Below are 21610 nucleotides of genomic sequence, written 5' to 3' on the forward strand. Positions count from 1 at the left end.
TCGGACGGGACCCCGGCTGGACCACGGCAGGGCGAGCGAAGACCAAGAACACACGCAGCGACCCCGGTAGGGGAAGCGGAGAACCCCAAGGGCGGATATGCGATGACCGAGAGCAGGAACTACCGGCTGGTGCACGGTGGCGGGGACGAAGCGGAGATCCCGCACATCCTCATCGTCGGCGGTGGGTACCTCGGGATGTACACCGCGAGGCGACTGGAGAAGAAGCTCGGGACCGGCGAGGCGCGGATCACCGTCATCGACCCGAACTCCTACATGACCTACCAGCCGTTCCTGCCCGAGACCGCGTCCGGCAACATCTCGCCCCGCCACGTCGTCGTCCCGCTGCGCAAGGTCTTCAACCGCGTGCGCGTCCTGGGCGGCCGGGTCGTCCGCATCGACCACGCCGACCGCACCGTCCGCTACGAGCCCAACGTCGGCGAGCCGGAGACCCTCCACTACGACCACATCGTGCTCGCGGCGGGCGCCGTCTCGCGCACCCTGCCCATCCCGGGCCTGGCCGAGTGCGGCATCGGCATCAAGACCGTGGAGGAGGCCACCTACCTCCGCAACCACGTGCTCAACCAGCTCGCCATCGCCGACTCCACCGACGACGAGGCCGTGCGCGCCAAGGCCCTGAACTTCGTGTTCGTCGGCGGCGGATTCGCCGGTGCCGAGGCCATCGCCGAGCTGGAGGACCTGGTCCGCGACGCGATCAGGATGTACAGCTCGATCGGGCTCGAGGACGTGCAGTTCTACCTCATCGAGGCCGCGGACAAGATCCTGCCCGAGGTCGGCCCGGAGGTCGGCACCAAGGCGCTGAACCAGCTGCGCCAGCGCGGCATCGACGTCCGGCTCAAGACCTTCCTGGAGTCGGCGGTCGACCAGCGCATCAAGCTCAGCGACGGCGCCGAGTTCGACGCGGGCACCCTGGTGTGGACCGCGGGCGTCAAGCCCAGCCCGGTCGTCGCCGCCAGCGACCTGCCCCTCGGACCCAAGGGCCACATCGACACCAGTGAGTTCCTCACCGTCAACGGTGTGGAGAACGCCTTCGCCGGCGGCGACAACGCCCAGGTGCCCGACGGCAACGGCGGCTTCTACCCGCCCAACGCCCAGAACGCGGTCCGCCAGGCCCCCGTGCTCGCCGACAACGTGATCGCGAGCCTGCGCAACGGCAAGCTCAAGGCCTACCGGCACAAGAACCTCGGCGCGGTCGCCGGGCTCGGTCTGCACAAGGGCGCCGCCCAGCTCTTCGGCAAGGTCAAGCTGAACGGCCGTCTGGCCTGGTACGCGCACCGCGCCTACCACCTGTTCGCGGTCCCGACCTTCAACCGCAAGATGCGCGTCCTGTCGGACTGGACGCTCGCCTTCTTCCTGCGCCGCGACTTCGCCGCTCTGCCGGAGATGGCCGAGCCCCGTCAGGCCTTCGCCGAGGCCAGCCAGCCGCAGGTCGAGGACGGGCAGCTGCGCCGGGTCAGCTGACCCGGGGCCGCCGCGCGGCGCCACGCGAGAAACGACCGGTTTCCTTGGGAAGCCGGTCGTTTCGTGTCCCCATCCGGCCAAGCCGAACCAAAGTGGGCAATCGACCCGGCCGGTATGATGGGCACGCCCTCGTAGCCCAATGGAAGAGGCAGGCCCCCTAAAAGGGTCACAAGTGTCGGTTCGAGTCCGACCGGGGGTACTCGGGGTGTGATCGGGGCGCTTGATGCCGGGGCCTTCGTCGTCGCTACTGCCTGGCTCGCAGGCTCGCCGGCGGCAGAGACTCCTCCTGCAGGCACCGGCGCGCCCCTCACACCTGTGTTCTCTTTGGGCCTCCGCTCGTGCCCACACCGTCGCCCGCCGCCACCCTCAACGGACGCCTGCGGCGCGGTCCTTCCTGCTTTGGCCCGGACCAACCCCCCTGTGGTCCGGGCAGCCTGGACGGTCCACCTCCCACCCCTGCACACCCGCGGGCGGAACGGCCTGCAACGCCGCAGACTCGTTGTGGGGTCAGTGGTCGGGGAGCTGTTGCTCCATGAGGAGCTGGAGTTGCGTGAACAGCCGTTCTCCGGGGTCGGCCAGGTCGATCCCGCTGACGGCGGCGGCGCGGCGGACCCGGTAGCGCAGGGTGTTGGGGTGGATGTGCAGCCGCTCGGCGGCGGCTCGGGCGTCACCGAAGGCCTCCAGGTAGGCCAGCAGCGAGTGGACCAGGTCGGCGCCGCCCGCGCGGTCGTGCTCGACGAGGCGACTCACCCGGGGGTCGCGCAGCGACGGGTCCGCGCGCAGCTGGGCGAGTGTCTCGCTGATGAGCACACGCGAGCGCACGTCGGAGATGGTGGCCACGTCCCGGTCCAGGTCACGGCTCATCGCGTCGAGGACACGGTCGGCCTCGGCGCGCGAGTCGGGCACCTCGGCGAGGCTCTCCACGAGCGAACCCACGGCCGCCTGCACCTCCAGTCCGAGCGCGGCGCGTGCCGCGGCCACCGTCTTGCGGGTGAGCGCGAGCACCGACCGCTCCACGCCGCGCCACCCCTCGCGCGAGCGGGCCAGGTCGGGCAGCAGGACGTAGACCCGTCCCTGCAGCTCCGTGACCAGCGCGCTGCGACGATAGGCCGCGGTGTGCACCGACACCAGGTCGATGAGCTGGCGGCGGCGCAGCTCCCGTTCGGGCCGGTCCGGGCGCTCCTCGACATCCCGCTCGGTGAGCAGGAACGCCACCACCAGCGCCCCCCGGTCGGCGTGCACCTCCACCGTGTCGGCCAGGGCACTGGCATCGATGCGCCCCTCCAGCAGGCTCGACAGCAGGTCCTCGCGCAGGCGCAGGCCGGCGCTGGCTTGGGTGCGCTGGCGGATCATCTGCAGCGCGGTCGTGCGGGCGGCGCCGAGCAGGGCCTCCTCGGCGTGCTCGGCCAGCGGCTCGGAGCCCTCCTGCACCCAGATCGTGCCCAGCGGCTGCCGGCCGGCGTGGATCCCGACCGCGAGCCGGCGGCGGATACCCAGCTCGGGGTGCTCGTCGATGCGGACGACCTCCTCGCCGGAGCGGAGCTTGGCGAAGACCCCCCACTCGCGCAGCAGCGCCAGATAGGGTTCGGGGCCCTGGCGGCCCAGCACCGACAGGCGGCGCAGCTCGTCGACCTCCGAGCCCGAGGAGTAGGCCAGCACCCGGCTCGCCGAGTCCTCGATGGCCACCAGGCCGCGGGTGATCTGGGCGATCGTCTGCGCCATGGAGAACAGGTCGCCGCTGGACTCGCCGACGTCGGCCGTCACGTTCAGCCGGGCGTCGTCGACGATGCTCTGGCACACCGACTGCAGCTGGTCCCAGCGCACCTCGGGACGCACCGACAGCAGCGCGATCCCCGCCTCCTGCGCCTCCGTGCGCAGAGCGCGCATCTCATCGACGGCCTTGGCCCGCATCGCGCGCCCGGCCCTGGCCCCGGAGGAGGGGCCACCGCCGTAGGCATCCGACCCGGAGGCGGGCCCCCGACCCTCCGCGAAGCGGCCCAGGGGCGAGGGAGGGCGACGCGTGGGAGGCGGCAGGACCTCCTCGGGGGGCGTGTGGGCGCTCGTCTTGACCGCGACGGCCGTGGCCCCCTGCTCGGCCAGCGCCCGGATCGGCCGCCGCGCCGCCGTTCCGCGCACCCCGATCAGCAGCACCAGGTCCCCGGACCGCGCCTCCGAGGGGTCCTCCGGATCCACGATGACGACGTTGTCCACCTGAACATCGAGACCGAGCGGTGCCGCGGCCACGTCGACGACCGGGTCACCGAGGGCCAGCAGCAGCCTGCGCAGCGGTAGACCCGGGTTGTCCTGGTCCTCGGATTCCGAATGACCAGGAACGATGGCGGACCCGGCGTCGGACGTGTGTGACGGGCCAGACTGCGGGTGATGCGGGCTGGGTCGTGGGGCATCAGTACTCATATGAGTCCCATTTTGTCCTAGCGAACAAATAAGGCGGGCAAAGAGTGGCCTGCCCCACAAGGTTCGCACGGCCTTGGTCTGAGAGCGTTGAGTCAGCCCAACCCTGCTTCACTCAGGGACATTCTTTTCAGGGAGGTGCCCATGGACGCCGTGACCAACGTCCCGCAGCCCAAGAACGAACCCGTTCTGAGCTACGCGCCCGGCAGCGCCGAGCGTGCCGAGCTCGTCGCCAAGCTCGAGGAACTCGGCAGCCAGAGCATCGACCTGCCCATGCGCATCAACGGCGAGAGCCGGATGGGCGGCGGCGAGCGCATCGACGTCGTCCAGCCGCACCGCCACGCCGCCGTCCTGGGGACTATGGCCAACGCCACCCACGACGACGCGCGCGACGCGATCGCCGCCGCCAAGGCCGCCGCCCCGGCCTGGCGCGCGATGTCCTTCGACGACCGCGCCGCCATCATCCTGCGTGCCGCCGAGCTTCTGGCCGGCCCCTGGCGCGCCACGATCAACGCCGCCACCATGCTCGGCCAGTCCAAGACGGTGCAGCAGGCGGAGATCGACTCGGCCTGTGAGCTCATCGACTTCTGGCGCTTCAACGTCTCCTACGCCCGCACGCTCATCGAGCAGCAGCCTCTGAGCGTGCGCGGCGTGTGGAACCGCATGGAGCAGCGCCCGCTGGAGGGCTTCGTCTACGCGATCACGCCCTTCAACTTCACCGCCATCGCGGGGAACCTGCCCACCGCTCCGGCGCTGATGGGCAACGTGGTCGTGTGGAAGCCGTCCCCGACCCAGCAGTTCGCCGCCGAGCTGACCATGCGCCTCCTGGAGGAGGCCGGCATGCCCGCCGGCGTCATCAACATGGTCACCGGTGACGGCCTGGCCGTCTCCGACGTCGCGCTCAACGACCCGGACCTGGCCGGTGTGCACTTCACCGGTTCCACCCGGACCTTCCAGCACCTGTGGAAGAGCGTCGGCGAGAACATCTCCCACTACCGCAGCTACCCGCGGATCGTCGGCGAGACCGGCGGCAAGGACTTCATCGTCGCCCACAAGTCGGCCGACCCGGAGATCCTGCGCACCGCGATCGTCCGCGGCGCCTTCGAGTACCAGGGCCAGAAGTGCTCGGCCGTCTCGCGTGCCTTCGTCGCCCGCTCGGTGTGGGAGAAGATGCGCGACGACCTGGTCGCCGAGACCGAGGCCATCAAGATGGGCGACGTCACCGACCTGTCGAACTTCGTGGGCGCGGTCATCGACCGCCGCGCGTTCGACAAACTCGCCAAGGTCCTGGAGGACGCCAAGTCCGACCCGACCCTGACGATCGCCGCCGGCGGCACCGCCGACGACTCGGTGGGCTACTTCGTGCGCCCGACCATCATCGAGGGCACCGACCCGACACACGACGTGTTCCGCACCGAGTACTTCGGTCCGATCGTCGCCGTCCACGTCTACGACGACGAGAAGTTCGACGAGGTCCTCGACATCGTCGACCAGGGGTCGGCCTACGCCCTGACCGGCGCGATCCTGGCCAACGACCGCGCCGCCGTGGCCAAGGCGACCGAGGCCCTGCGCTTCACCGCGGGCAACTTCTACATCAACGACCGGCCGACCGGCTCCATCGTGGGCCAGCAGCCGTTCGGTGGCGGGCGCGCCTCCGGCACCAACGACAAGGCCGGTTCCGCGCAGAACCTGTCGCGTTGGGCGAGCCCGCGCGCCATCAAGGAGACCTTCGTCGCGCCGACGAACTCCTCCTACCCCCACATGGGGTAGCTCCCGGTCCGCGCCCCCTCGGGCCACTGAGGGGGCGCACCACATCACCCCCCGAGGAATCCACCGGTGCGACCGGGCAGATCCCCGGCCCCGCCACTTCACCGCCCGCGCTGACCGACCGGTTCGCGCATGTCTTCTTCGAGGTCTCCATGCTTCGCAAGCCACTGCTGCTCGCGGCCCGGTCCGCGACCTGCCGCACCATCGTCGAGCGCACGCCCCTGACCCGTGGCCTGGTCCACCGGTTCGTGGCGGGATCCACCCTCGACGAGGCTCTGCCCGCCGTCGCGAACCTGGCGCAGGACCGCTACATCACCCTGGACTTCCTCGGCGAGGACACCACCGACCTGGCGCAGGCCACGGCGACGGTGACCGCCTACCAGGACCTGCTGGCCGCCTTGGGCGAGGCCGGTCTGGGCGACCGGGCCGAGGTGTCGGTCAAGCTCTCGGCGGTGGGCCAGTTCCTCAGCGCCGACGGTGAGAAGATCGCCCTCGACAACGCGCGCCGCATCGCCGAGGCGGCGGCGGCGATCGGCACCACGGTGACCCTCGACATGGAGGACCACACCACCACCGACTCCACGCTGGGCATCCTGCGCGAGCTGCGCGAGGACTTCCCGTCCGTGGGCGCGGTGCTCCAGGCCTACCTGCACCGCACCGAGGCGGACTGCCGCGACCTCAGCGGCGCCGGTTCGCGCGTGCGCCTGTGCAAGGGCGCCTACGACGAGCCCGCCTCCGTGGCCTTCCGCGAGAAGGCCGAGGTGGACAAGGCGTACGTGCGTGCGCTGCGTGTGCTCATGGAGGGCGACGGCTACCCGATGGTGGCCACCCACGACCCGCGCATGGTCGCGATCGCCGGTGAGCTGGCGGCGGCCAACGGCCGTTCCGCGGACGACTACGAGTACCAGATGCTCTACGGGATCCGGGACGCCGAGCAGGTCCGCCTCGCCGCGGAGGGCAAGCGCATGCGCGTCTACGTGCCCTACGGCGACGAGTGGTACGGCTACTACATGCGCCGCCTGGCCGAGCGTCCGGCGAACATGCTGTTCCTGGCCCGGTCGGTCATCTCACGGAACTGACACCGGCACGGCGCCGCCGGGCGAGGGCGGACAGCGGCAACAGACGGGTGGGCCCGGGTCCAGGGGGATGGACCCGGGCCCACCGTGTCCCAACGGTGACCCTGGGCCCGGAACCCCCGTGTGGGGGCCGTACGTTACCTTGTGGGCAGCAATCCACGCGTGAAAGGCCATTACTAGACATGCGGATGCGGAGTTCCAACCCCGTCCTCAAGCGGGCTCTTCAGCAGTCCGGCCGAGCCGGACAGGGCTACGGCCAGCCGGGTTACGGTCAGCAGGGCTATGCGCAGCCGGGGTACGGACAGCCGTACCCGCAGTCCGGCTACCCCCAGCAGGGATACGGCCAGCCCTCTCCCCAGCAGGGCTACCCGGCCGCTCCGGCGCAGGGGGTCGGCGGCGGGCGCATGACCATCGACGACGTCGTCATGCGTACGGGCATGACGCTCGGCGTCGTCGTCCTGTTCGCCGTCATCAACTACTTCCTCTTCCAGGGCAGCCCGGGTCTCGCCCTCGGCCTGACCCTGTTGGGCGCGCTCGGCGGCCTGGTCCTCGGCCTGGTCATCGCGTTCAAGCAGAGCACCAACCCGGGGCTGATCCTCACCTACGCGGGTCTCGAGGGCCTGCTCGTCGGCGGCTTCTCGGCCCTCCTGGCGTGGCAGCTCGAGGCGAGCACCGGTGAGGCCGGCGCGGGCGGCTCGCTCGTGACGCAGGCGGTCATCGGTACCGTCGCGGTCTTCGGTGTGATGCTCGCGCTGTACAAGTTCCGCGTCATCAAGGTGACGGACGGCTTCGTCAAGGCCGTCAGCTTCGCCGTGCTCGGCGCGGCCGCGCTGATGCTGGTCAACTTCGTGCTCAGCTTCTTCATCAGCGGCGGCCTCGGTCTGCGTGAGCCCAGCTTCCTGGGCCTGGGGGTCAGCCTGGTCTTCGTCGTCATCGCGGCGCTGACCCTGGCCATCGAGTTCCGCGGGATCGAGGAGGGCGTGCAGGCGGGCATCCCCGACAAGTTCGCCTGGCAGTTCGCCTTCGGTCTGACCGTCTCCCTGGTCTGGCTCTACATCGAGATCCTGCGCCTGCTCTGGATCCTCAAGACGATCTTCGCCGAGTAGCGTCACCGTCGGCCCGCGTGAGTGCGGGCGGAGGACGGACAGGGCCGCCCCCGGGAGACACATCCCCGGGGGTGGCCCTTCGTCCGTGCGGCTGCGGTGACGTTCGGGTCGCGCTCAGGCCCCTTCGGGACGCGGGGCGGGGATGGATCGGTTCCTGCGGCGGCGGTCGTGCTCCGTGACGATGGCCTGCGCGTACCACTGGGGCAGACCGTACTCGTCGGCGAGCCAGGTGGACCGGTCCGAGCAGCGGACCAGCCCGGGGCCCTTGTCGAGAGCGTTGAACCACTCGTGGAGTCCTCGGCCGGTGACGGCCGGGATGCGTTCGATGAGCTTTGCGTGGATCTCCGGCGAGTGGGTAACCGACATAGGCACCTCCGGCAGTGCGTTGGCGAATGGCACTTATCTGTGACCCTGCATCAGGATCACGGTTTGGACAAGCCCCGGCCACCAGCTTTTACCTTGCAGGTGGGAGATCGTTGGTTCAGACGGTGTAGTGCGGCGCACGGCGGCACGGATCCGGGGGTTCGGTGTGTCGCGCGACGAACCGCATCGAACCGGGACGCGAATGCCGAGCGCGCCGGACCCGGAAACGGCCGCGTACGCGCCGCGGGGCCCGGCGCGCGAGTGCGCACCGGGCCCCGACGTGTGCCGTGTCCGACGAGCGGGACTAGCTCAGTCGCTCGAAGACGGCCGCCATGCCCTGGCCGCCGCCCACGCACATGGTCTCCAGACCGAAGGTCTTGTCGTGGAAACGCAGGCCGTTCAGGAGCGTGCCGGTGATGCGCGCGCCCGTGCTGCCGAACGGGTGGCCGACGGCGATGGCGCCGCCGTTGACGTTGAGCTGGCCGTCGATGTCGATGCCCAGCTGGTCGGCGGAGGGCAGCACCTGGGCGGCGAACGCCTCGTTGATCTCGACCAGGTCGATGTCGCCGATGGCCATGTTGGCGCGCGCCAGGGCCTGCTTGGAGGCCTCGACGGGGCCCAGGCCCATGATCTCGGGGCTCAGTCCGGTGACGCCGGTGGAGACGATGCGGGCCAGCGGGGTCAGGCCCAGCTGGGCGGCCTTGGTGTCGCTCATGATGACGACCGCGGAGGCGCCGTCGTTGAGCGGGCAGGCGTTGCCCGCGGTGACCGTGCCGTCGGGGCGGAACACCGGCTTGAGGCCGGAGACCTTCTCGTAGGTGGTGCCGCGGCGGATGCCGTCGTCGGTGCTGACCACGGTGCCGTCGGGGAGGGTCACCGGGGTGATCTCGCGCTCCCAGAAGCCGTTGTCCAGGGACTTCTCGGCGAGGTTCTGGGAGCGGACCGCGAACTCGTCCTGGCGCTGGCGCGAGATCCCGGTGATCTGGGCGACGTTCTCCGCCGTCTGGCCCATGGCGATGTAGGCGTCGGGCAGGGCGCCGTTCTCGCGGGGGTCGGTCCAGGCCTCGGCGCCGCCCTCGGCGCGCTTGACGGTGCGGGCCTTGGCGTCGTCGAAGAGCGGGTTCTCGTTCTCCGGGTTGTCGCTGCTGCCGTTGGCGAAGCGGCTGACCGTCTCCACGCCGGCGGAGACGAACACGTCGCCCTCGCCCGCCTTGATCGCGTGGTAGGCCATCCGGGTGGTCTGGAGGGAGGAGGAGCAGTACCGGGTGACGGTCGTGCCGGGCACGGTGTCCAGACCGAGCTGGACGGCGACGATGCGGGCCAGGTTGAAGCCCTGCTCGCCGCCGGGCAGACCGCAGCCGAGCATGAGGTCGTCGATCTGCTTGGGGTCGAGCTCGGGCACCTTGGCCAGCGCGGCGCCGACGATCTGCGCGGTGAGGTCGTCCGGGCGCAGGTCCTTGAGCGAGCCCTTGAAGGCGCGGCCGATCGGGGAGCGTGCTGTGGCGACGATGACTGCTTCGGGCATGGTCTTGGTCCCTGTCGGTGTGGAGTGCGGCCGCGCCGGGCGGACGTTCGGCCTCGTACGTCTGTGCGTGCCCCGGCCGTCCCGAACGCTGGTGCCTCGCGTGACTGGCCACGGCACGTCTTGTTACTGCCCAGTTAACCTGTTGGCTCGCTTCCGCCGCCACCCGGGGTCTGCCTTCGCGTGTCGGTACGGTGGTTTCCCGGATGGCGTGCGGTGTCGGTGGGGGCGGTGGCGCCGGCGTGCGCCGCCGCGTCCCCTGCGGCCCGCGGATCGCCCGGGGAGGCGTCGGTTCCCGAGGCGGGGCCCCGCTCGGACCGCGGCCCGGGCACCGGCCCGTCCCCCTGGTGGGGGTCGCGCTCGCGGCCGCGGAAGGGCAGGCGCACGAGCGCGGTCCACCGGGTACGGCCGCCGGTCCGGGTCGGTCCGGCCGGTTCGGCCGGGGCGACCTCGGTGCCCGGTGTCTCGGCGGCCATGACGGCGGCCTGGTCCACGGGCAGCACGCCCGAGGTGCGCTCGGCCTCCTCCAGTTCCGGCAGCAGGCCCAGCGCGGCGCAGGCCGAGGGCAGCACGGCGGAGGCCGCCTGGACGTAGCCGCGGGCAGAGGGATGGAAGCGGTCCGGTCCGAACATGGCGGCGGGGTCGGACCGGAAGTCGTCGGCGAGCAGATCGCTCAGGGAGACGGTGCGGCCGCCGGCCTCGGTGACCGCGATGGTCTGGGCGGCGGCGAGCTGGCGCGAGGCGCGGCGCGCCACCGAGCGCAGCGGCCAGCCGATGGGGCGGACCGTGCCCAGGTCGGGGCAGGTCGCCACCACCACGGCGGTACCGTGCGCGACGAGGGCGGCGGTCGCCTCGCGCAGCTGGGCGACGGCGTCGTTGGGCCGTACCCGGCGGATGACGTCGTTGGCGCCGATGAAGATCACGGCCACGTCGTAGCGGGAGGCCGGGTCCAGGGCACCGGAGTGCGCCATCTGCGCGGCGAGGTTGGCCGAGGTGGCGCCGGGGGAGGCCGTGCACCGGAGCCGGACCCTCCGGTCGGCCGCGGCCGCCAGGCCCGAGGCGAGCAGCACACCGGGTGTCTGAGCGGCCTCGGGGACGGCGAAGCCCGCGGCGGTCGAGTCGCCGATCATCAGCATGCGCAGGGGAGTGCCGGGGCCGTCGCCGTAGACTCCGTTGACCTTCGGCCGCTGCCACGCGGTGACGCCGACCGCGCGTCTGGCGAGTCGGACCTGCAGGTACAGGAGCGCCAGGGTGCCGCCGCCGACCAGGGTGATCCCGCCCCCGCCGAACGCGGTGGCCGCGGCAATGCGCCGTGCGCGAGCGGCTCGCAGCATCGGACAACCTCCGAGCGTCGGACCCGCCTGCTCTCGGCGAGCCGGTTGGAAGCGAGGTTACCGGCGGGAAACCCCGGGGTCACGTACCTTCGCGGCACACCATCGGGTCCGTTGAGTGAGCAAATTCCAACGACCCGGACCAGGTGCGCGAGACCGGAGCCGGAGGCTGCCGGTCGGGAGTGCAAGCCCCTTCCCCGGGCGTAGCGCCCCCCAGGGAGAGCGGTGGGAGACGGGTGGGGAGAACGTTCCTGAAAGCGCCTGGTGGTGGCGTTAGAGTCTGGTTGGGATGGGCCGGACCGGCCCAGGGCCCCGGGCACCGCCGGGGCGCGGAAACGGCGGGCCGAGGACCCGGTCGCCACGACGTTGAGGAGCCACCATGCGGGTACACGATTCACTGATCGATCTGGTCGGGGACACCCCGCTTGTCCGTTTGAAGAAGGTCACGGAGGGGCTCGCGCCGACGATCCTGGCCAAGGTCGAGTACTTCAACCCCGGCGGCTCGGTCAAGGACCGCATCGCGCTGCGCATGGTCGAGGCGGCCGAGAAGAGCGGGAAGCTCAAGCCCGGCGGCACGATCGTCGAGCCCACGTCCGGCAACACCGGGATCGGGCTGGCGATGATCGCGCAGGAGAAGGGCTACCGCTGCGTCTTCATCTGCCCGGACAAGGTGGGGCCGGACAAGCTCTCCGTCCTGCGGGCCTACGGCGCGGAGGTCGTGGTCTGTCCGACCACGGTCGCTCCCGACCACCCCGACTCCTACTACTCGGTCTCGGACCGGTTGGCCGCGGAGATCCCCGGCGCGTGGAAGCCCAACCAGTACGAGAACATGAACAACCCGGAGTCGCACTACCACTCCACCGGCCCCGAGATCTGGGAGCAGACCGAGGGCCGGATCACGCACTTCGTGGCGGGGATCGGGACCGGCGGCACCATCAGCGGGACCGGCCGCTACCTGAAGGAGGTCTCCGAGGGCCGGGTGCGCGTGATCGGCGCCGACCCCGAGGGCTCGGTGTACTCGGGCGGGTCGGGCCGCCCGTACCTGGTCGAGGGTGTGGGCGAGGACATCTGGCCGGGAACCTACGACACGTCCGTGTGCGACGACATCGTGGCGGTCAGCGACAAGGACTCCTTCCTGATGACCCGGCGCCTGGCGCGCGAGGAGGCCCTGCTGGTGGGCGGCTCCTGCGGCCTGGCGGTGGAGGCCGCGCTCAAGGTGGCCAAGGACGCGGGGCCCGACGACGTCATCGTCGTCCTGCTGCCGGACGGCGGTCGCGGCTACCTCGGCAAGATCTTCAACGACGAGTGGATGGCGGACTACGGGTTCCTGTCCACCGCGACGGAGGAGGCCACGGCCGGTCAGGTGCTGGCCGAGAAGGGCGGGGAGATGCCCGACTTCGTGCACTCCCACCCGGACGAGACGGTCGGTACCGCTGTGGCGATCATGCGCGAGTACGGCGTCTCGCAGCTTCCGGTGATGAAGGAGGAGCCGCCGGTCATGGCGGCCGAGGTGGTCGGCTCCGTGGCCGAGCGCGATGTGCTGGACGCGCTCTTCGACGGGCGCGCCGAGCTCGACGACCTCGTGGAGACCCACATGGGGCCGCCGCTGTCCACGGTCGGTACGGGGACCCCGGTCAGCGACTGCGCGCGCCTGCTGCGTTCGTCGGGCGCCCTGGTGGTGCTGCGCGACGGGCGTCCGGCGGGCATCCTGACCCGCCAGGACCTGCTCGCGCACCTGTCGGGGTAGAGGTGTCCGGGCGCGGGGCCGGGGACGACGGCGGTCCCCCGCCCCGCGCCCCGCGCTTGCGCCCGCGCTCGGTGCTCCTGCCTGCGCGAATCCCGGGGGCGGTGCGGACAGACCGCACCGGACCACGCATACTCGGACACTGCTAATGTTCGCGGCAGTATTACTGGCAGGTAATAAATGGGAGCACGCGTGTCGCGGCTGTTGTCCTGGATCATCCGCTCCGTCTGGTCGTTCGCCCGGAGCAACGCCGAAATCCGTGCGGACTCCAAGGCGTCCCGGAGGTTCGCGCGCTTCGGCGTCGGATCGGCGATCGCCTTCCCCACGGCCACCCTGTACGGGGAACCGTGGATCGAGATCGGCGTGCACACCGTGCTGGGCGCGGACATGACGCTCGCCGCGGGAATGGGCCCCGACTACGACCTGGGCGAGGGGACGGTCGTGCGCATCGGTTCCGGCTGCGCGATCGGCCGGGGCTCGCACATCGTCGCGCACAAGTCGGTGGACATCGGCGACCACGTCTACACGGGTCCGTACGTCTACATCACCGACCAGAACCACTCCTACACCAACACCGAGATCCCCGTCGGCCTGCAGTGGCCCGTGGACGACCCCGTCAGCATCGGCGACGGCACCTGGGTGGGCGCCAACGCGGTGGTCCTGCCCGGCGTGCACCTGGGACGCAACTGCGTCGTCGCGGCCGGGACCGTGGTGCGGCCCGGCCGGTACCCCGACCACAGCGTCATCGCGGGCGTGCCCGGCAAGGTCGTGCGCGCGTACGACCCCGAGCTGGGCTGGGAGCCGCCGATGCGCGAGACCGGGACGCCCACGCGGGTCCCGACCCCCGCCGCCGGACCGACTCCCGACCTGCCCGCCGAACCGCCCGAGCCGGGATCGTCCACCCGCTTCCCGCCCGCCTAGGGCGTGTTCCGTGGATGCCCAGGGTGTGGCGGGCCCGCGCCCGCCGGGCCGCCTCGCCTCCGGTGGGGGAGCGGCTGCCGCGGAGTGGGCCGGATCGCGACGCTGTGCAGGTGAAGCAGGGGTTGCGGGGGGCTCAGGCCACTATTGTGGCGGCATGACGTTCGACGGGTTTGAAACGCTGGCCATCCACGCGGGCCAGGAACCGGACACCGGCACCGGGGCCGTAGTGGTACCGATCTACCAGACGAGCACCTACGCGCAGGACGGCGTGGGCGGGCTGCGTCAGGGCTATGAGTACTCGCGCACCGGCAACCCCACGCGCGCCGCGCTGGAGGAGTGCCTGGCCGCCCTGGAGGCGGGTACGCGCGGGCTGGCCTTCGCCTCCGGCATGGCCGCCGAGGACACCCTGCTGCGCACGGTCCTGTCTCCGGGCGACCACATCATCATCCCCGGCGACGCCTACGGGGGCACGTTCCGCCTGATCTCCAAGGTGGTCGAGCGCTGGGGCGTGGCCTGGGACGCGGTCGACCAGAGCGACCCGGAGGCCGTGCGGGCGGCGGTGCGCCCCGAGACCAGGGTGGTGTGGACCGAGACTCCCACCAACCCCCTGCTCAACATCACCGACATCGAGGCGGTCGCGTCGATCGCCCACGACGCCGGCGCTCTGCACGTCGTGGACAACACCTTCGCCTCGCCCTACCTCCAGCAGCCGCTGGCCCTGGGCGCGGACGTGGTGGTGCACTCCACCACGAAGTACCTGGGCGGGCACTCCGACGTGGTCGGGGGCGCTCTGGTGGTCGCCGACGCCGGGCTCGGGGAACGGCTGGCCTTCCACCAGAACACCATGGGTGCCATTCCGGGGCCCTTCGACTCCTGGCTGACCCTGCGCGGAGTCAAGACTCTGGGTGTGCGGATGGACCGGCACAGTGCCAACGCCGAGCGGGTCGTGGCCGCGCTGGAGGGCCACCCGGCGGTTCGGCGCGTGTACTACCCCGGGCTGGACGCGCATCCGGGGCACAAGGTCGCCGAACGGCAGATGCGTGCCTTCGGGGGGATGGTCTCCTTCGCTCTGCGCGACGGGGAGAAGGCGGCGTTGGAGCTGTGTGAGCGAACCGAGGTCTTCACGCTGGGCGAGTCCCTGGGCGGGGTGGAGTCCCTGATCGAGCATCCCGGGCGGATGACGCACGCGTCCACCGCGGGTTCCCCGCTGGAGGTTCCGGCCGATCTGGTGCGGATCTCCGTCGGTATCGAGTCGGGTGACGACCTGGTGGCGGACCTGCTGGGGGCGTTGGAGGGCTGACCGTCGCCCCGGGCCGCCGGGGGAGGGGCCGAGCCGGTCGGTGCGCGCTCGCACGGTCCTGCCGTGAGGGCGCCCCGGCCACTCTGCCGGGCCCTTCACGGCGTGTCCTTCGTGGTGGGGGAGCTGCCGCGGGGGTCAGACCGCGGAGGGAGTGCGCTCCCGGAGGGCGGCCCGCGTACGGGCCGTGCGGTCGGTGCGGCCCCGGCGCCCGGCGGTGGCGCCGTTGGCGAAGCGCAGTCCGACGACGAGGCTGCCGGTGCGGGAGAGGGCACTGTTGTCGTCCTCCTCGCGGAGGGAGCGGTAGCGCCCGCTGTTGTCCTGGCGGCGGATGCCGATGGAGATGGCGAGGAAGAATCCCGCGGCCAGGCCCAGGAGTACGAGGCCGATGAATGCGATGAAGACGGGGATCATACTGGTCACCTTCGGGTCGGGGGCGGTCAGTTCGTCGTTCGCCCCCAGGTGCTGTGGGGCGGGTCGGTCCGTGTCGTCACGATGCGTGTTCCGTCGGTGGTGGGCGGAGATCCGTCGGTCGGATCGGGCTGTGCTGTGATCTTCTCCCTTCCAGGTGTTCTTCCGGCAGCTCCGCCGTGGACTCAGTGTGGCCTTCACTTAAGATGGGCCTGTGAGAACCGGATGGACGTGTTTGGCTGGTGTTCCGATCACCTTGTTGGTACAAGTTGACCTGACCCATTGATACCCCCAGAGGGCTGACGTATGCGGGCAGAAAGTAGATATCGACAAATCGCTCGGACCCTGCGTCGGGAGATTCAGGAGGGAAGTCTGCCCCGGGGCGATCAGCTGCCGTCGGAGAAGCAGCTGGAAGAGCGCTTCGACGCGTCCCGCAACACGATCAGGCTCGCGCTGGGCATGCTGCGCAACCAGGGCCTCATCCTCAGCAGGCCGGGCCGCGGCCACTTCGTCCAGCACATCGTGCCGGAGACCTTCTACGCCACCCGCACCAAGGGCGGTCCCGACGGGCTCAACGAGTCGGCCCTGTCCGGGCAGACCCTGGAGGAGCTCCAGCTGCTGAGCGCCACGGTCGACATCGCGAGCCGCCTGCGCGTCTCCGAGGGCGACATGACCGTCGTGCGTCGGATGTACCGGTTCTCGGGTGAGCAGTCCGGCTCCATCGCCTCGGCGTACTACCCCATGGAACTCGTCCAGGGCACGCCGCTCATGCTGCCCGAGGACGTCGAGAGCGCCCTGGTGGTGCTGCTCGAACACGGTCACCGGCAGGTCGGCTACGTCGACGAGCTGCAGACCCGTATGCCCACGCCACAGGAGACGTCACAACTCGAACTTCCCCCGGGAGTCCCGGTTCTGGACGTCCACCGCACCGACTACTCCGAGGACCGCCCGATCAGACTGGTGCACACTGTGTACGCCGGGTACAGCATCCGGTACCAGTTCGAACACGGCAACCTCAAGGCCTACCACCGGGACTGAGCCACCACATGAGCACGTCGAGGAAGACCGTGGTCGCCGACCACCTGCGCGAGGCGCTCGGGCGGGGTGACTACCAGCCGGGTGACCGCCTGCCGGGTGAGGAGGAGCTCGCCGAGCGCTTCGACGTCTCGCGCGCCACCGCGCGGCTCGGCATGCGCATCCTCCAGGACGAGGGCCGCATCACCATCCAGCCTGGCCGCGGTGCCTTCGCGGCCGATCACCAGCCCATCATCCACCTCGCCGCGCCGATCTCCGGCGGCAGCGACTCCGAGCGGTTCGAGGCCGGCTACCAGCCGCACCTGCGCGAGGCGGGTTACTACCAGGTCGACGAGAAGATCAAGGTCAGCCTGGACACCATGCGCCCGAAGGTCGCCAAGCGGCTGCGCTTCGAGGCCGACGAGAACGGCCCCTACGGCGGGCTCGTGGTCATCCGTTCCTGCGAACGTTTCGTCGAGGGCGGGCTGTGGCAGTCCCAGGTCACCTACTTCCCCTTCAGCATCGCCAACAGCACCGCCCTCATGTCTCCCGCGCCCCTCGACGAGGGGGTCAGCGCGGTGCTGCGCGAGCTCGGGTACCGCGAGGACTGGAACTGGGACATCGTCGGTGCGCGGATGCCCTCCCAGGACGAGGCCGACTCGTTCGGGCTCGGTCCCGGGATCCCGCTGCTCGTCCAGGAGCGCGTGGCGCACGAGGGCGAGCGCCCGCTGCGGTTCACCGAGACGATCATGCCCGCCAACCGGCACCAGCTGCTGTACTCGGGCGGCGACGCCCCCGAGGAGCTGTTGCTGATGGCCTCGGACGTCAACATCTTCGAGCGCTGATCCGGGTCAGCGCCGCCGGTACCGGTCCAGGACCAGGGGGCCGAGGAGGTCGGCGTCGGCGTCCACGACCCGCACGCCCCGACGGCGCTCGACCAGGGCCCGGAACGCGCGCAGCCGGGGGTCGTCGGCCAACAGGACGAAGGTGACCTCGGCGCCCGCGCGCAGCACCGCGTCCAGTTCGGCGAGGGTCGCCTCGAGCGTGCGCGGCACGGGGGGCCAGGCGAACCGCGCGCCGCCGTCCTCGCCCAGATGGGCGGTGGGTTCGCCGTCGGTGACCACCAGGACCCGGGGCACGAGCCCGCGATGCCGTCGCAGGTGGCCCCGTGCCAGGCGCAGGGCGTGGTGCAGGTTGGTGCCGGGGACGCGGCGCCAGTCGTGCGCGACCAGCTCGGCGGGGGTGAGCTCGACCGCGCTCTCGCCGAAGCCGACCACCTGCACCCGGTCCTCGGGGTAACGCGTACGGACCAGGGCGTGCAGGGCCAGGGCCGCCCGGGTGGCGGCCTCGTGCAGCGAGCGCGTCACCATCGAGTGGGACAGGTCGATGAGCAGGGAGACCGCCGCGGCGGACTCCGGTTCGGTCTCGGCGACCCGCAGGTCCTCGGGGAGCAGGGAGGGGCCCGCCGCGCGGGCGCGGCGCAGGGCCGCCTCGCGCGCGGTGGCGGGCGCGTCGAGCGGCCGGTCCCCGGCGGCCTCGTACGGCAGGAACGCGCCTGTGGGCTCGCCGGTGGCCCCGCCGGGGCCCGCGGGGCCCGCGTGCCCGCCGGGGAGCGCGCCCCGGCCCTTCTCGAAGTCGCGCAGCGCCGCGTCGCCGAGGCGGCGGAGCTCGCGGGGGCTGAGGCCGTGGTCGGCCGAGTCCAGGCGGGCCCGGGCCGCCTCGCCCTCCGGGCCCAGCAGGCGGCGCAGGTCGGCGGGGTCCATCTCGGCCAGTGCCGCGCGATCGCCCTCCCCGTAGCGGGACAGGGCCGCCTCCAGAGCGGCCAGTTCCGCGCGGTGGGCGTCGGAGTCCGCCTCGGCCGCCGCCACCAGGGCACGGAGCTCGTCGACGGCTCGCAGGGCCGCGTCGGCCGGCGGATCGGGCTCGGCCAACGGGTCGGGGCCGCCGGTGTAGCGGCGGTATCGGAACCGTCCCACCCGTCTCCCTCCATCGCCCCGGGTGTCCGCTGTGCGGAGGGTGGGGGGCTTCCACCCTCAACGGAGGCGCGATGCGCCCGGTTCCTTCCTGCCGTCTCCCTCCATCGCCCCGGGTGTCCGCTGCGCGGAGGGTGGGGGGCTTCCACCCTCAACGGTGGCGCGATGCGCCCGGTTCCTTCCTGCCGTCTCCCTCCATCGCCCCGGGTGTCCGCTGTGCGGAGGGTGGGGGGCTTCCACCCTCAACGGTGGCGCGATGCGCCCGGTGCCCCCTCGCGGCGTCCCCGACGCCGTCATAGGCGGTCAGAAACGGTAGACGCCGCCGTCGGGGACGGTGTCCTTCGACAGCCTCCGTTCCAGGAACAGCCCTTCGAGGGCGAACTCCACCACCGCCGCCGCCAACCCCGGTGTCGGCGGTCCGTCCTGTTCCTCGGGCGCCGCACGGGAGATCATGTCGGCCAGCCCCGGCACCCCGCCGACCCGGCGCAGCAGCTCCGCGGCTCCGACCAGGTCGCCGGTCTCCACCGTGGCACCACCGGAGAACCGGTCACCGAGCGGCGACAGGTCCGCCTCGCCCAGCCGCTCGCGGAAGACCTCGGCGGTCGCCCGGCGCAGCAGGGCGTGCAACACGTCCGCCTCCCGGCCCTCGGCGGCGATGTCGAACTCGACCTTGCCGAGAAGCGGCTCCACCACCGCGGGCAGGTCGCACACCCGGGCGACGGGCACTTCCTCGCCGACCATGGCCGCCCGGCGCAGGGCGGACGCGGCCACGGTCTCCGCGGCGGCCACCGAGAAGCGCACGGAGACCCCCGAGCGGGGATCCACCTTCTTGCTCGCCCGGACCAGCCGGGTGAAGCGCGCCACGGCCTCCAACAGGTGCGAGGGCACGCACGTGCCCGTCGGCAGGTCCGCCTCCTGCCGGATCAGCGCCAGTTCGTCGTCGAGCTCGGGCGGATAATGGGTCCGCACCTGGGCCCCGAAGCGGTCCTTGAGCGGCGTCACGATCCGCCCCCGGTTCGTGTAGTCCTCCGGGTTGGCGCTCGCCACCACCAGGATGTCCAGGGGCAGGCGCAGGGTGTACCCGCGGATCTGGAGGTCGCGTTCCTCCAACACGTTGAACAGCGCCACCTGGGCGCGCGCGGGCAGGTCCGGCAGCTCGTTCACGCAGAACACGCCCCTGTTGGCGCGCGGCACCAGTCCGTAGTGCACGGTCTCGGGATCACCGAGCGAGCGCCCCTCGGCCAGCCGTGCCGGATCCACGTCCCCGATCAGTTCGCCGACCCCGGTGTCGGGCGTGCCCAGCTTCTCGCCGTAGCGCTCCCGGCGGTGCCGCCAGACCACGGGCAGGGCGTCGCCCTCCTCCGACGAGCGCCGTCGGCAGCCGGGGCAGGCGGGGGCGTAGGGGTGGTCGTTGATCGGGCAGTCGGCGACGGCCGGGGACCACTCGTCGAGCAGGGCGGCGACGGCGCGGATCAGCCGGCTCTTGCCCTGACCGCGCTCGCCCAACAGCACGATGTCGTGCCCGGCCAGCAAGGCCCGTTCCACCTGGGGGAGCACGGTGGCGTCGAAGCCGTGCACGCCCGGGAAGCGGGCCTCGCCGGCGCCCATGCGCCGGAGCAGGTTCTCCCGCACCTCGACGGCGACGGGCCGGTGGACGTGGCCGGACGCGCGCAGGCCGGCGAGGGTGAGGGGAAGACCGGTCGGCGGGGGTGAGTCGTGGGTCACTCCCGCAGTGTACGTACCGGCCGCGGTGACGCCGCTGAGAGGCGTGGTCGTACACGCTTCGCGCAGTGGACACCGGGGTGACGGGTGGTAGGTCGAGGAGAACAGGGCCGGTTCGGCGCGGGAGTGGAAGAATGGGCGTGACGGCGGAGTCCGAGATCCGGCGCGAGGCGTCGGTGGAAGCGGGGTGGCGGCAGGTGGCACGGTTCGGCGATGCACTGACGACGGGGGCCGACCTCGTGAACGCGGCCGAACGCGCCGTCATGACGGCCTTGGAGCAGTTGGAGGGGAGCGCGCCGACGGCGGCCGAGGCCGGCGGCGCCGACCTGCTGTGCTTCTTCGTGTGCGGGGCGGATCCCGAGGAGGTCACCCTCGCCGGCAAGCGTGTGATGGCGCTCGCCGGGGACGCCGTCACCCTGGGATGCAGCTCCACCGGGGTGATCGGTGGCGGCCGGGGGGTGGAGGGCCAGGGCGCGGTCAGCGTCTGGTGCGCCAGCCTGCCGGACGTCGAGATCACCCCGTTCCGGCTCGACACCGTGATCGAGGGCGACCATCTGGCCGTCGTCGGCATGCGCGAGCCCGGCCCCCGGGACCGGGCCGCCATCCTGCTCTCCAACCCCTACGAGTTCCCCACGCAGGCGTTCGTGCGCGAGTCCACCGACGCCCTCCACGGCCTGCCGGTCGTCGGCGGGATGGCCGACGGGCTGCGCGGCGAGGAGTCGGTCCGGCTCTTCGTCGACGGCGACGTCGCGGAGAACGGCGCGATCGGCGTCCTCGTGGGCGGCGAGGGTGTGCTGGGCACCGTGGTCAGCCAGGGCTGCCGGCCGATCGGCCCGAGCATGACGGTGACCAAGTCCGAGGGCAACCTGCTCGTCGAGCTGGCGGGCACCAACGCCTACGAGAAGTTGGAGGAGCTGGTCGACGGCCTGTCCGAGGAGGACCGGGAGCTGGCCGCGCAGGGGCTGCACATCGGCATCGCCATGGACGAGTACGCCGACCACCACGAGCAGGGCGACTTCCTGATCCGTTCGCTCAGCGGCGCGGACCCCGAGATCGGCGCGCTCACCATCGGCGACATGGTGGAGGTCGGGCAGACCGTGCGCTTCCAGGTTCGTGACGCCGGAACGGCCGACGAGGACCTGGCGCGCAGACTCGCCTCCTTCGGTACCGACCGCAGTGTCGGCGCCGGCCTGCTGTTCTCCTGCAACGGCCGCGGCTCCGCCCTGTTCCCGCGCGCGGACCACGACGTGCTCGCGGTCCGCCGCATCCTGGGCGTGGACGCGGTCGCCGGGCTCTTCGCCGCGGGCGAGATCGGTCCGGTGAGCGGGGTCAACCACGTGCACGAGTTCACCGCCTGCCTGTTGGCCTTCGCCCGCTGAGGGCGAGTCGGACTTTTACCGGCGGATCACCAACACTCGCCACAAGCTCCTTGAGTGTGCCCACATCAGGGTGATTACTAAGAGTGACTCTTT

At 71.6% G+C, this 21610-nt stretch carries 17 protein-coding genes and 1 tRNA gene; 11 read left to right on the forward strand and 7 right to left on the reverse strand.

The window, feature by feature from the left end:
* Positions 1 to 102: 102 nt before the first annotated feature.
* Together M1P99_RS16280 and M1P99_RS16285 are read left to right on the forward strand one after the other, a co-directional pair.
* Entirely contained in the window at positions 103 to 1479 is a 1377-nt protein-coding gene (locus M1P99_RS16280) for an NAD(P)/FAD-dependent oxidoreductase (protein ID WP_304453469.1), read from the forward strand.
* Positions 1480 to 1604: 125 nt separating this feature from the next.
* Positions 1605 to 1678 (forward strand) — tRNA-Leu (locus M1P99_RS16285).
* A 308-nt stretch (positions 1679 to 1986) separates the two neighbouring features.
* Here M1P99_RS16285 and M1P99_RS16290 read toward each other — a convergent pair.
* Complete coding sequence (locus M1P99_RS16290) at positions 1987 to 3894, reverse strand: helix-turn-helix domain-containing protein (RefSeq protein WP_304453470.1); 1908 nt, start codon at positions 3892 to 3894, stop codon at positions 1987 to 1989.
* 141 nt (positions 3895 to 4035) lie between these two features.
* On the opposite strand from M1P99_RS16290, the gene pruA reads away from it, so the two are divergent.
* The 3 genes from pruA (at position 4036) to M1P99_RS16305 (ending at position 7840) form a co-directional block, all read left to right on the forward strand.
* Positions 4036 to 5661, forward strand: coding sequence for an L-glutamate gamma-semialdehyde dehydrogenase (pruA, locus tag M1P99_RS16295; RefSeq protein ID WP_304453471.1), 1626 nt, complete (start codon positions 4036 to 4038; stop codon positions 5659 to 5661).
* A 149-nt stretch (positions 5662 to 5810) separates the two neighbouring features.
* Positions 5811 to 6737, forward strand: a complete 927-nt coding sequence (locus tag M1P99_RS16300; RefSeq protein ID WP_304453472.1) for a proline dehydrogenase family protein — start codon at positions 5811 to 5813, stop codon at positions 6735 to 6737.
* Positions 6738 to 6916: 179 nt separating this feature from the next.
* Positions 6917 to 7840 (forward strand): Bax inhibitor-1/YccA family protein, encoded by a 924-nt coding sequence (locus M1P99_RS16305; RefSeq protein ID WP_304453473.1) that lies wholly within the window; start codon positions 6917 to 6919, stop codon positions 7838 to 7840.
* A 114-nt stretch (positions 7841 to 7954) separates the two neighbouring features.
* Here the strand turns inward: M1P99_RS16305 and M1P99_RS16310 are convergent, their stop codons facing one another.
* The 3 genes from M1P99_RS16310 to M1P99_RS16320 all read right to left on the reverse strand — a co-directional run bounded on the left by M1P99_RS16310 (position 7955) and on the right by M1P99_RS16320 (position 11059).
* A complete protein-coding gene (locus M1P99_RS16310) occupies positions 7955 to 8206 on the reverse strand; it encodes a DUF4287 domain-containing protein (RefSeq protein WP_304453474.1) in 252 nt (83 codons plus the stop codon).
* A gap of 301 nt (positions 8207 to 8507) precedes the next feature.
* Entirely contained in the window at positions 8508 to 9728 is a 1221-nt protein-coding gene (locus M1P99_RS16315; protein ID WP_304453475.1) for an acetyl-CoA C-acetyltransferase, read from the reverse strand.
* Between the two features lie 134 nt (positions 9729 to 9862).
* Positions 9863 to 11059: an SGNH/GDSL hydrolase family protein gene (locus tag M1P99_RS16320; protein ID WP_304453476.1), complete on the reverse strand. Its 1197-nt coding sequence runs from the start codon at positions 11057 to 11059 to the stop codon at positions 9863 to 9865.
* A 376-nt stretch (positions 11060 to 11435) separates the two neighbouring features.
* On the opposite strand from M1P99_RS16320, the gene M1P99_RS16325 reads away from it, so the two are divergent.
* The 3 genes from M1P99_RS16325 to M1P99_RS16335 all read left to right on the forward strand — a co-directional run bounded on the left by M1P99_RS16325 (position 11436) and on the right by M1P99_RS16335 (position 15021).
* Positions 11436 to 12803: a cystathionine beta-synthase gene (locus M1P99_RS16325; RefSeq protein WP_304453477.1), complete on the forward strand. Its 1368-nt coding sequence runs from the start codon at positions 11436 to 11438 to the stop codon at positions 12801 to 12803.
* A 177-nt stretch (positions 12804 to 12980) separates the two neighbouring features.
* A complete protein-coding gene (locus M1P99_RS16330) occupies positions 12981 to 13721 on the forward strand; it encodes an acyltransferase (protein WP_304453478.1) in 741 nt (246 codons plus the stop codon).
* A 154-nt stretch (positions 13722 to 13875) separates the two neighbouring features.
* Positions 13876 to 15021, forward strand: a complete 1146-nt coding sequence (locus tag M1P99_RS16335; protein WP_304453479.1) for a cystathionine gamma-synthase — start codon at positions 13876 to 13878, stop codon at positions 15019 to 15021.
* A 135-nt stretch (positions 15022 to 15156) separates the two neighbouring features.
* On the opposite strand, the gene M1P99_RS16340 is transcribed toward M1P99_RS16335, so the two are convergent.
* The gene (locus M1P99_RS16340) at positions 15157 to 15432 is read right to left on the reverse strand and encodes a hypothetical protein (protein WP_304453480.1); all 276 of its coding nucleotides are present in this window, start codon (positions 15430 to 15432) and stop codon (positions 15157 to 15159) included.
* A 303-nt stretch (positions 15433 to 15735) separates the two neighbouring features.
* Here M1P99_RS16340 and M1P99_RS16345 point away from each other — a divergent pair, with 303 nt between their 5' ends.
* On the forward strand, positions 15736 to 16467 hold the full coding sequence (locus M1P99_RS16345; RefSeq protein WP_304453481.1) for a GntR family transcriptional regulator: 732 nt from the start codon (positions 15736 to 15738) through the stop codon (positions 16465 to 16467).
* Between the two features lie 8 nt (positions 16468 to 16475).
* Positions 16476 to 17288, forward strand: coding sequence for a GntR family transcriptional regulator (locus tag M1P99_RS16350; RefSeq protein WP_304453482.1), 813 nt, complete (start codon positions 16476 to 16478; stop codon positions 17286 to 17288).
* Positions 17289 to 17294: 6 nt separating this feature from the next.
* Here M1P99_RS16350 and M1P99_RS16355 read toward each other — a convergent pair whose 3' ends face one another.
* Together M1P99_RS16355 and M1P99_RS16360 are read right to left on the reverse strand one after the other, a co-directional pair.
* A complete protein-coding gene (locus M1P99_RS16355; RefSeq protein WP_304453483.1) occupies positions 17295 to 18419 on the reverse strand; it encodes a VWA domain-containing protein in 1125 nt (374 codons plus the stop codon).
* A gap of 300 nt (positions 18420 to 18719) precedes the next feature.
* Positions 18720 to 20141 (reverse strand): sigma 54-interacting transcriptional regulator, encoded by a 1422-nt coding sequence (locus M1P99_RS16360; protein WP_304453484.1) that lies wholly within the window; start codon positions 20139 to 20141, stop codon positions 18720 to 18722.
* Positions 20142 to 20335: 194 nt separating this feature from the next.
* On the opposite strand from M1P99_RS16360, the gene M1P99_RS16365 reads away from it, so the two are divergent.
* The gene (locus tag M1P99_RS16365; RefSeq protein WP_304455717.1) at positions 20336 to 21517 is read left to right on the forward strand and encodes an FIST N-terminal domain-containing protein; all 1182 of its coding nucleotides are present in this window, start codon (positions 20336 to 20338) and stop codon (positions 21515 to 21517) included.
* Positions 21518 to 21610: the final 93 nt, after the last annotated feature.

The sequence above is a fragment of the Nocardiopsis sp. YSL2 genome (assembly GCF_030555055.1).
Classification (GTDB): Bacteria; Actinomycetota; Actinomycetes; order Streptosporangiales; family Streptosporangiaceae; genus Nocardiopsis.

What these genes read in the sequence shown, in the direction of transcription:
- M1P99_RS16280 (WP_304453469.1), top strand. Translation starts at nt 103, where the DNA reads ATGACCGAGAGCAGGAACTACCGGCTGGTGCACGGTGGCGGGGACGAA.
- M1P99_RS16290 (WP_304453470.1), bottom strand. Translation starts at nt 3,894, where the DNA reads ATGAGTACTGATGCCCCACGACCCAGCCCGCATCACCCGCAGTCTGGC.
- pruA (WP_304453471.1), top strand. Translation starts at nt 4,036, where the DNA reads ATGGACGCCGTGACCAACGTCCCGCAGCCCAAGAACGAACCCGTTCTG.
- M1P99_RS16300 (WP_304453472.1), top strand. Translation starts at nt 5,811, where the DNA reads ATGCTTCGCAAGCCACTGCTGCTCGCGGCCCGGTCCGCGACCTGCCGC.
- M1P99_RS16305 (WP_304453473.1), top strand. Translation starts at nt 6,917, where the DNA reads ATGCGGATGCGGAGTTCCAACCCCGTCCTCAAGCGGGCTCTTCAGCAG.
- M1P99_RS16310 (WP_304453474.1), bottom strand. Translation starts at nt 8,206, where the DNA reads ATGTCGGTTACCCACTCGCCGGAGATCCACGCAAAGCTCATCGAACGC.
- M1P99_RS16315 (WP_304453475.1), bottom strand. Translation starts at nt 9,728, where the DNA reads ATGCCCGAAGCAGTCATCGTCGCCACAGCACGCTCCCCGATCGGCCGC.
- M1P99_RS16320 (WP_304453476.1), bottom strand. Translation starts at nt 11,059, where the DNA reads ATGCTGCGAGCCGCTCGCGCACGGCGCATTGCCGCGGCCACCGCGTTC.
- M1P99_RS16325 (WP_304453477.1), top strand. Translation starts at nt 11,436, where the DNA reads ATGCGGGTACACGATTCACTGATCGATCTGGTCGGGGACACCCCGCTT.
- M1P99_RS16330 (WP_304453478.1), top strand. Translation starts at nt 12,981, where the DNA reads ATGGGAGCACGCGTGTCGCGGCTGTTGTCCTGGATCATCCGCTCCGTC.
- M1P99_RS16335 (WP_304453479.1), top strand. Translation starts at nt 13,876, where the DNA reads ATGACGTTCGACGGGTTTGAAACGCTGGCCATCCACGCGGGCCAGGAA.
- M1P99_RS16340 (WP_304453480.1), bottom strand. Translation starts at nt 15,432, where the DNA reads ATGATCCCCGTCTTCATCGCATTCATCGGCCTCGTACTCCTGGGCCTG.
- M1P99_RS16345 (WP_304453481.1), top strand. Translation starts at nt 15,736, where the DNA reads ATGCGGGCAGAAAGTAGATATCGACAAATCGCTCGGACCCTGCGTCGG.
- M1P99_RS16350 (WP_304453482.1), top strand. Translation starts at nt 16,476, where the DNA reads ATGAGCACGTCGAGGAAGACCGTGGTCGCCGACCACCTGCGCGAGGCG.